At 44.9% G+C, this 9,182-nt stretch carries 7 protein-coding genes; 1 reads left to right on the plus strand and 6 read right to left on the minus strand.

Annotated elements, in window-relative coordinates; translation table 11 throughout:
• Window positions 1-94 precede the first annotated feature (94 nt).
• Window positions 95-1,456, plus strand: coding sequence for an L-serine ammonia-lyase (locus L4C35_RS03305; RefSeq protein ID WP_428461534.1), 1,362 nt, complete (start codon window positions 95-97; stop codon window positions 1,454-1,456).
• Between the two features lie 105 nt (window positions 1,457-1,561).
• On the opposite strand, the gene L4C35_RS03310 is transcribed toward L4C35_RS03305, so the two are convergent.
• The 6 genes from L4C35_RS03310 to L4C35_RS03335 all read right to left on the minus strand — a co-directional run.
• A complete protein-coding gene (locus L4C35_RS03310; protein WP_428461535.1) occupies window positions 1,562-2,524 on the minus strand; it encodes an ADP-ribosylglycohydrolase family protein in 963 nt (320 codons plus the stop codon).
• Between the two features lie 100 nt (window positions 2,525-2,624).
• Window positions 2,625-3,218, minus strand: coding sequence for an acetate uptake transporter (locus tag L4C35_RS03315; protein WP_428461536.1), 594 nt, complete (start codon window positions 3,216-3,218; stop codon window positions 2,625-2,627).
• Window positions 3,219-3,621: 403 nt separating this feature from the next.
• On the minus strand, window positions 3,622-4,389 hold the full coding sequence (gene udp, locus L4C35_RS03320; protein WP_428461537.1) for a uridine phosphorylase: 768 nt from the start codon (window positions 4,387-4,389) through the stop codon (window positions 3,622-3,624).
• Window positions 4,390-4,731: 342 nt separating this feature from the next.
• Window positions 4,732-7,281 (minus strand): zinc/cadmium/mercury/lead-transporting ATPase, encoded by a 2,550-nt coding sequence (locus L4C35_RS03325; RefSeq protein WP_428461538.1) that lies wholly within the window; start codon window positions 7,279-7,281, stop codon window positions 4,732-4,734.
• A 168-nt stretch (window positions 7,282-7,449) separates the two neighbouring features.
• The gene (locus tag L4C35_RS03330; protein ID WP_428461539.1) at window positions 7,450-8,574 is read right to left on the minus strand and encodes a M20 family metallopeptidase; all 1,125 of its coding nucleotides are present in this window, start codon (window positions 8,572-8,574) and stop codon (window positions 7,450-7,452) included.
• A gap of 357 nt (window positions 8,575-8,931) precedes the next feature.
• On the minus strand, window positions 8,932-9,182 hold a 251-nt coding region (locus tag L4C35_RS03335), incomplete at its 5' end, for a transposase (RefSeq protein WP_428461540.1).

The raw sequence follows: 9,182 nt of genomic DNA on the forward strand, positions 1-9,182 counted from the left end.
TTTTTCTACATCTCGCCAAGGAAGGGGCGAGACAAATAAAACGATACAGTCAAATTTAAAGCAGAGTGCTTTAAAACAGGCTGAGGTAATGAACATGATCAGTGTTTTTGATATCTACAAAATCGGTGTGGGTCCTTCCAGTTCACACACTGTCGGCCCAATGAAAGCAGGTAAAGAATTCATCGACGACCTGCGTGCAATGGGCAAATTACGTGATGTAACCAAAATTACCGTTGACGTTTATGGTTCTCTTTCTCTTACCGGTAAAGGTCACCACACAGATATCGCTATCATCATGGGTCTAGCGGGCAACAGCCCTGAACATGTTGATATTGATAGCATCCCAGGTTTTATTGCTCGTGTTGAAGAAACAGAGCGTCTACCTGTTGGCATGCACTGCCACACTGTCGACTTCCCTCGTGACGGTGGCATGAACTTCCATACGACTAACCTTCCTCTTCACGAAAACGGCATGACAATCACAGCCCTAATCGGTGAAGAAGTTGCGTACACTAAGACATACTACTCTATCGGTGGTGGCTTCATCGTTGACGAAGAAAACTTCGGCAAAGAATCGGAGTCTACAGTTAAAGTACCTTACATGTTCACCAAAGCTGAAGAGCTAGTTGATCAATGTAAAGAACACGGTTTATCTGTTAGCTCGCTTGTTATGGCGAACGAGCGCGCAATGAACGCAGAAGACGAAATCAGCACTTACTTCGCTAATATCTGGAAAACCATGCGTGAATGTATGGAACGCGGTATGAACGAAGAAGGTATTCTGCCTGGTCCACTACGTGTACCTCGTCGTGCAGCAGCGCTTCGCCAACAACTGATGACAAATGAAAAGCTAAGCAATGACCCAATGACAGTTGTTGATTGGGTTAACATGTACGCTTTCGCTGTTAACGAAGAAAACGCAGCTGGTGGCCGTGTAGTTACAGCACCAACCAATGGCGCATGTGGCATCATCCCTGCTGTATTGGCTTACTACGATAAGTTCATCCAATCTGTTGGCCCTAAAGATTACACGCGTTACTTCGCGGCATCTGGTGCTATCGGTGGTCTATACAAGCGTAACGCTTCTATCTCTGGTGCTGAAGTTGGTTGCCAGGGTGAAGTAGGTGTTGCTTGTTCTATGGCGGCAGCTGGTCTTGCAGAGCTTATGGGTGGTAGCCCTGAGCAAGTATGTATGGCTGCTGAAATCGCAATGGAGCACAACCTAGGTCTAACGTGCGACCCTGTTGCTGGTCAGGTACAAGTTCCTTGTATCGAGCGTAACGGTATTGCTGCAGTTAAAGCGATTAACGCAACCCGCATGGCTCTACGTCGCGCATCTGCACCACGCGTATCACTTGATAAAGTTATCGAGACTATGCTGGAAACAGGTAAAGACATGAATGCTAAGTACCGTGAGACTTCTCAAGGTGGTCTAGCAATCAAGGTTATCTGTTAATCGTCAGGTTATAACCAGATGATTAGATAAATGAAAGGCTACAGAATCTTGCGATTCAGTAGCCTTTTTTGTCTGTGGTTGTAACCTATAAAAGCGAGCAATCACTTAGTTTCCAGAAGCCGCCAATAAGGCTTCTATATCTTCCGCAATCGCTTCACCATTTTGTAAGGTCGTCAGCCATGAGATAGGAATACCATTCTCATCGCCAAAGCCGTAACATGCACCAGCAATCGCCCCAACTATTATGGCTCGGCCACAGCTATCGCCTGATGCTTTTATATTGTTCAGTACCGCTTCAGTATAGCTATTACTGTTTTTAAGCACCCACGCGGTAAGCGGTAAACTATCCGCTAAACGGCAGGCTTGGTTCACTATGGTAAGTACGTGGCTCAGATCATTAACATCATCATTAAGTACCCTCACCTGCTCTATCTTTTCTCGTATTTCTTCAGGCGCTTTGATTTTTAATATATTAAGAACTGGGTCTATACGACGAGAACGCAGCGCTTCATTTAACGCACAGGCAAATGCTTTTGCGCATTGCAGTGCCGTCTCGTTTTGGTGAGTAATACCGACAATCCGCTCAATTTCTTGCTCAAGCTTTTCTGAGGGGTACTTTAAGGCAACTAATGCAGGAATGGCACACAAAGCAGGATTTTGGTCATCATCACTGCCTGAATCTTCAGGCCAGTCATCAGGATCTAGTGAAGATAATGATAAAACTAACGCTTTCGTTGGGCTATCGACATAGCCAATGAATTCTCCACCTGGGCCGAAGTGTTCTAAGACATGCTGCTGGATATGGTGAGTGCTAATCGTAGGATCACTCAGTAAACGAATGTAGAGCGCAAGCCACTCCCCATAGATCGTCGATTCACCTGCAACCAACTTATCATGCGCATAGTAACCATCAACACCTTTATAATGGTCGGGGCTAGGTTCAATAAAAGGGAAATTAGGAAGAGATAAAAGTGATTTCACTCGCTCGGGAGAATAGATCCAATGAGAGCCCATACTCGCAGCGTCTGCTATGAGTGCCCCCATAATCGCTGCATATCGCTGTGCCATACTGATTCCTTATCGTCTAGAAGATGATGCTGAGACACTTCTATTCTAGACGATCAAAAAAACCTCGCCTAAGCGAGGTTTTTTCATCAATCAGGCGCGATTAAGCTGCAGCTTTAAGCGGTGCTGCTTGCGCTACTTTTTTCTCACCAACAGGCAGAATTGTACGACCAAATTCGTTGTTCAGTACTTGTGCCATAGCGAAGTAGATTGCACTTGCACCACAGATGATACCTTCAAAACCAGCGATTGTGCCGATTAGCGCGCTACCAGTGAAGTCACGAGCAGCAAGCAGGAAGAATAGTACTGTTAGTGAAGCAAATACGAATTGCTTAGCACGTGGGTAGCAAAGTGAACCGATGAACATGAAGCCAGTGAAGATGCCCCACAGTAGTAGGTACCAACCCATGAAAGGTGCAGGGCTTGCTGCTAGACCCATTTTTGGCATAACCATCAAACCAACAAGTGTTAGCCAGAATAGACCGTAAGAAGTAAATGCTGTTGTACCAAACGTATCACCACGTTTGAAACACATCATGCCTACTAGCACTTGACCAAGACCGCCGTAGAAGATACCCATTGCTAGGATCATTGAATCAACAGGGAAGAAACCCGCATTGTGGATGTTTAAAAGGATGGTAGTCATACCAAAGCCCATCAAACCTAAAGGCGCTGGGTTAGCTAGTTTTGTAGACATTGAGTTCCCCTACAGGAGTAGTTCAAAAAAAGTAATAAATATTAAAAAATGTGTGCATCTGTAATGCGCGGCGAATTCTAATGGATGATCACGGCAAGATCAATCCACCAAACGTTGAAAAAGGCAGCAAAAAGAGAAAAACATTCAACTTTTTTGATTTAAGTAAATATAAAGTGCAATTAACCCCTTCCAGCAAATGTAAGTAAGTGTAAAAAACGTAATTTTATAGATAAATATGCACCTTGATACATTCACAGTGAAAATATCCAGAAAGTTTAACACTTAGGTCTTCGTTCGAACCCCACTCCCGCTATCACTCTTTCAAACACTAAATAGCAGCCATAAAAAAACCACCCGAAGGTGGCTTTAGACGTGTAGAAGCCAAAGCTTCATTTTGGAAATATTATTCAGCAAGCATACGACGGGCAGCATCAACCACAACTTTGATTGAACGTGTTTCTGTCGCTTTCAATGTTGCGTGATCTGGGATCTCTTTTTGAGTACGGTTGATAATAACGCCCGCAACACAACCAGCACGTAGGCCTGAGCTTGCACACATAGTTAATAGCGTTGCAGATTCCATTTCAAAGTTAAGCACGCCCATTTGCTGCCACTCATCCATAGAGCCTTGGAAACGACGAACAACACGACCTGTGAATGTATCGTAACGCTCTTGACCAGGATAGAAAGTATCGCTTGATGCAGTCACACCTGTATGCACTGTTGCGTTATCAGCGTCACATGCTGCTTTCATTGCAGTTGCAACCTCAAAGTCTGCAACTGCTGGGAATTCCATTGGGGCAAAGTGAAGGCTAGCACCATCTAGACGAACAGAACCTGTGGTCACAATCATGTCGCCAGGGTTAATATGCGGCTGAATAGCACCTGTTGTACCAACACGTAAGAAAGTGCGTACGCCAAGTTGTGCTAGCTCTTCTACAGCAATCGACGTAGATGGACCACCAATACCTGTCGAACAAACTACTACTGATTTACCATCAAGTTTCGCGCGAAATACGGTGTACTCACGAGAGCTTGCTAGAAACTCAGGGTTATCCATTAGGTTGGCAATCTTTTCAACGCGAGCTGGATCACCAGGGATGATCGCTAGTTCAGCACCGTTAAGATCCGCTTTGTTAACACCTAAGTGGAAAACATTATTGTCAGACATATTGATATCCTTTTTATCGTTATTGCATTCTGTGTAGGGTTGCCAGAACACTTTACTCATAGGGTACGTTAAGAGCCATACTCAGCAAGTTTCACTCTCAAAAGCATGTTCTTACGATAGCCCAACAAATCGCACTTTTTAGTGATTGTTGTCACGTTAAGCAAAATCGCCTTGTTTTCATTTCTCAGCAAACAGTGATCACCATCACTTAAAATCGTTTGCGGTTGGCAAGGATCACAAAAAAACCGCAGCTACATTTCCGTAAGCTGCGGTTTATTTTAGTCAATGAACGACCAATAACGCTGATAATTTAACCAAAAAATACCTTGGTTATGCACTTCACTATTTATCAGGATTGAAACGAAGCAGCCTTAATGCATTTAATGTCACCAAAGCAGTCGCACCACTATCAGCTAAAACGGCGACCCATAACCCTGTCATTCCGAGTAAAGTCGTGACCAAGAAAACGCCTTTTAAACCCAATGCAAGTACGATGTTTTGACGAATGTTCGCAAGCGTTGCACGCGACAATACAATCATATTCGGCAATTCAGATACACGGTTATGTGTTAAAGCTGCATCTGCAGTTTCTAGCGCAACATCGGTACCGCCTCCCATCGCAATACCAATCGAAGCCGTTTTCATCGCTGGTGCATCATTGATACCATCACCCACCATGGCAACATTGTGAATTTCATTCATGTCACGCACAGCAGATACTTTATCGGCTGGAAGTAAGCCTGCACGGTAATCAATCCCAATATCCGCCGCAATGGCACTGGCGGCGCGATGGTTATCTCCCGTTAGCATAACGGCACCCACTCCGATTTCTTTCAGTGCGATGATTGCTTTGGCTGCATCATCTCGCAGATTATCACGCCAAGCGATAACACCGACAGGCACGCTATCACGCATCGCAACCACCAGCGTTTTACCCTGAGCTTCAAGCTCATCAACTGTTTGTTGCTGTTCAGGGCTGAGTAACACACTCTCTGGCAAACGATCAGCGGCACATAACAAGATCATGACGCCATCCACTTCACCTTGAATCCCTTTACCCACCAATGCTTCACGGTGCTTAGCTTCTGGGATTACAATACCCTTTTGCTCTGCCGCTTTAATTACCGCCATGGCAAGTGGATGTAGCGATCCCGCTTCAATTGCGGCGGCTTGACGCAATAGCCTTGATTCATCACCTTCCCAGCTCACCAGATCTGTCATCACTGGCTTACCTTCGGTCAAAGTACCGGTTTTATCAAACGCGACCGTTTTAATATGGCCAAGCTGTTCAAGCGCTGCACCACCTTTAATTAATGCGCCTCGTTTAGCCGCAGCCGCTAAGCCAGAGGTAATAGCTGCAGGCGTTGAAATAACCAATGCACAAGGACAAGCAATCAGCAGCAAGGTTAAGCCTTTATACAACCACACATCCCAAGACTGACCAAAGAACATAGGTGGAATAACTATCACTAAGGCCGCAAGCACTATCATTGCTGGTGTATACCAACGGCTAAACTTATCCAGGAAACGCTCTAATGGTGCTTTACGTGACTCTGCATCTTCGATCAAATGAAGAATACGGTCGATAGCATTATCACCTTGTTCTGATTCAATCGTTAGCTGCACCACTTTATCTGCAACCAATGAACCAGCCATCACTTTATCACCAGGAGCGCGTTCGACAGGAACCGACTCTCCTGTTAATGCACTTTCATCAAAACTTGCTGCAATATCTAATACAATACCATCGGCAGGTAAGCGAGCACCTGGTGCAACTTCAATCACATCACCTTTCTTTAGGTTATCCACAGCGACTTTAGATCGTTCACCGTTTGGCTTTACAAGTGTTGCTTCTTCAGGCACAAGATCCATCAGCGCTTTCACACCACTTCGAGCACGAGAAGCTGCGTAACCTTCGAGCTGCTCGCCAAGCAAGAAGAGTAACAGGACCATTGCCGCTTCTGCGGTTTCGCCCAAGTAAAGCGCACCTAATGCCGCAATTGACATTAAGGTTTCAATTGAAAATGGTGAGCCTGATTTCGCTAAACTGATCGATTTTTTCAGAATAGGTATCAGCCCTAAGACCGTCGTAACCGAGAAAGCAATTAGGCCGTAAAACTCAGACTGACTATCGATCGCAAATGAAGCAAGCATCATTAATGCAATCGCAATCACAGGGAAATGTTGTTGAATAAAGCTCGGCTGTTCTTCTATCGCGGCTGATTTTGATCCAATTAAACGAAAGCCTGCTTCTTTTGCTTTTGCTTCGATTTTATCAGCCATCGGAGATGCACTGCTTACCACCAACTTTTCAGTGGCGAACATCACTTTAGCGTGCTCAACACCAGCAATACTCATCACCGCTTTTTCAAGTTTGGCGGCGCAGCTTGGGCAGTCCATGCCTAAAATATTCCAACGCTGGCTATGCTCCGCGTCTTTGGCGATTGCAGCTTCATCCCCTTCATCATTCAATACATCCGCATTCACCGAGCATTGCCCAGCACTACAGCAACCAGAGGCGTCACTGCTTTGTTGCGTTACTTTCTGATGAGAGTGTGACAATTCAGCAGCATGACTATGCTGTTCGGTCACACTTGAATGCGCATCCAATACGGAGGAGGAGTCCGCTTTTTCAGCTACGGTGAATGCTTTAAATTTCGCCATCGATTTACCTGCTAAAGGTTGGTTGATTATGGAGCCTGAGGAGGCTACATCACCACCATCATCGCCTTCACTTGAATCAGAAGAATTGCAGCAACTTGTAGAATGATCCGCTGCAGTTGCACAACAATCTGTTACAACCGCACTTTCAACGCTAACTGTGGTTGCATTGCCTGTAGTTGCTTTCGTGGTATGGATATGAGTTTTCTTACTGTTACATTGAGCACACATGGCGCATCTCCTTAATGCTTTCATACCGAAATAAACATTACTGACGGTATGAATGGTTGTTCTGGCAATGAATATAAACCTTGGAGTTAAGTCTAAGGTCAAGCAGCAACGCAATAAAAAAGCCAAAACTTTTCAGTTTTGGCTTTCGTTATTAACTAAGACTCAATTTTACAATCGGCGTAATGTATTTGCTAACAACTCAATGCGCGGTGCAATGGAGTCAATCAGTAGATATTCTTTATCACTATGGAAGCCTGCCCCCATAGGACCAAAGCCATCAAGCGTTGGTGTACCAATAGCTGCAGTAAAGTTGCCGTCAGAGCCGCCACCAGCATCTTCCCAACCATACACGATATTCAGCTTGTCAGCTTCTTCACTCACAAGCTTAATCAAGGCTTCAGTGTCACTTGATGGCTGCATTGAAGGCTTAAAAGTAACTCGATTGATCGTCACACTCGCACCAGCTTCAAACGGCGTTTCAGCCATTGTTAATAGCTTCTCGTGGATCGTCTCTGCTTCATCAGTGTTCCAGAAACGCAGGTCAACCGTCGCTTTTGCGTAATCTGGCACTACATTGACAGCCATGCCACCTTCAATGACACCCACATTCATCGTGGTGCCCGTTTCAAGGTTAACCATGTCTTTAATCGCTAATGACCAGTGGCTCAGTTCATAAATTGCATTCACGCCTTCAGCCAATGCAGAGCCCGCATGGGAAGCGACACCGTGGAATTCAATTTCGTACTTAGCATTGCCCTTACGCGAACGGATCAAGTTACCTGTTGGGCGCGATGCTTCACAAACAAGCACTTGGCGGCTCTTACGTGCAAAACCTTCAAGCCACTCACGCGAGTAAATAGAACCAATTTCTTCATCGCAGTTTAAGACAACTACAATCGCAAGGCGGGAACGTTCATCGTCAGTTAGCGCTTGTAATGCATAAAGTGCGCTCAGAATGCCTGACTTCATATCTGTCGCGCCGGGACCATAGACTTTTTCTTGATCAAAAGTCATCGGGCGATCAGCGACAGTACCAACGGGAAATACCGTGTCCATGTGGCCACTTAGCATCACATCATAATGCTCTGCGTCGGGTTTATTAGTAATAGCCAAACATGGTCCAGAGTCTGGGTGGGGTTGATGGCGAGTAACGGTAAAACCAATAGCTTCAAACATAGGGGTAAGCACATCTGCTACTTTCGCAATCCCCTCAGGGGTGTGGCTACCACAATCAATATTGACCAATTGTGCTAATTGCTCAAGGTACGTATTCAGCGAAAAACTCTGAGTCATCGCGTTCTCCTTTAACGACATAGAGACTGTCTTTACAACAATATGAGCAGGCATAGTGGCAGAGCACGACAGGATAAACCCTGATTTACATCATTTTTTGAATGACAGAAAATAAAACAGCTTTAAATTCAATTTAAAATCATGAAGTTAAATATAAAACAATAAAAATACGTAATTTCTTTGAACTAAGCCGATAAACGCCAGTCATATATAGTGACATTAAGATTGACGATATATGAACTGTTAGCAGGCCGCCAACACGCATTCTTCTCTTCAATCCACAATGCCACTGCTGCTTAACTCCTAATTGTGTAAATAGAGCTTCGCCCACTCAATGTTAGTGGGCTTTTTTTTGGTTCATCGCGGCTTTCCGGGGAAAGCCGCTTTTATCTTTAGGAAGAAATATTCCGTATCTCGATATCCGTATCCCATACGCTTGATGAGTTTTATCTTGTTATTGATCCCCTCCAGCGTACAAGTATTCAGATGATATGAAGCGGATGCCACGATACCGTGAAGATAAGGTTTGAGCTTTCTAGCGAAGTTGATGAGAGGCTGTATGCCACTCTCATTCACCTGCTGCCACCATACCTTCCATAACCCAATAG

This window comes from Photobacterium kagoshimensis (assembly GCF_050337045.1).
Taxonomy (GTDB): Bacteria; Pseudomonadota; Gammaproteobacteria; order Enterobacterales; family Vibrionaceae; genus Photobacterium; species Photobacterium kagoshimensis.

Coding starts and splice junctions, on each gene's coding strand:
- L4C35_RS03305 (WP_428461534.1), top strand. CDS start 95: ATGATCAGTGTTTTTGATATCTACAAAATCGGTGTGGGTCCTTCCAGT.
- L4C35_RS03310 (WP_428461535.1), bottom strand. CDS start 2,524: ATGGCACAGCGATATGCAGCGATTATGGGGGCACTCATAGCAGACGCT.
- L4C35_RS03315 (WP_428461536.1), bottom strand. CDS start 3,218: ATGTCTACAAAACTAGCTAACCCAGCGCCTTTAGGTTTGATGGGCTTT.
- udp (WP_428461537.1), bottom strand. CDS start 4,389: ATGTCTGACAATAATGTTTTCCACTTAGGTGTTAACAAAGCGGATCTT.
- L4C35_RS03325 (WP_428461538.1), bottom strand. CDS start 7,281: ATGTGTGCTCAATGTAACAGTAAGAAAACTCATATCCATACCACGAAA.
- L4C35_RS03330 (WP_428461539.1), bottom strand. CDS start 8,574: ATGACTCAGAGTTTTTCGCTGAATACGTACCTTGAGCAATTAGCACAA.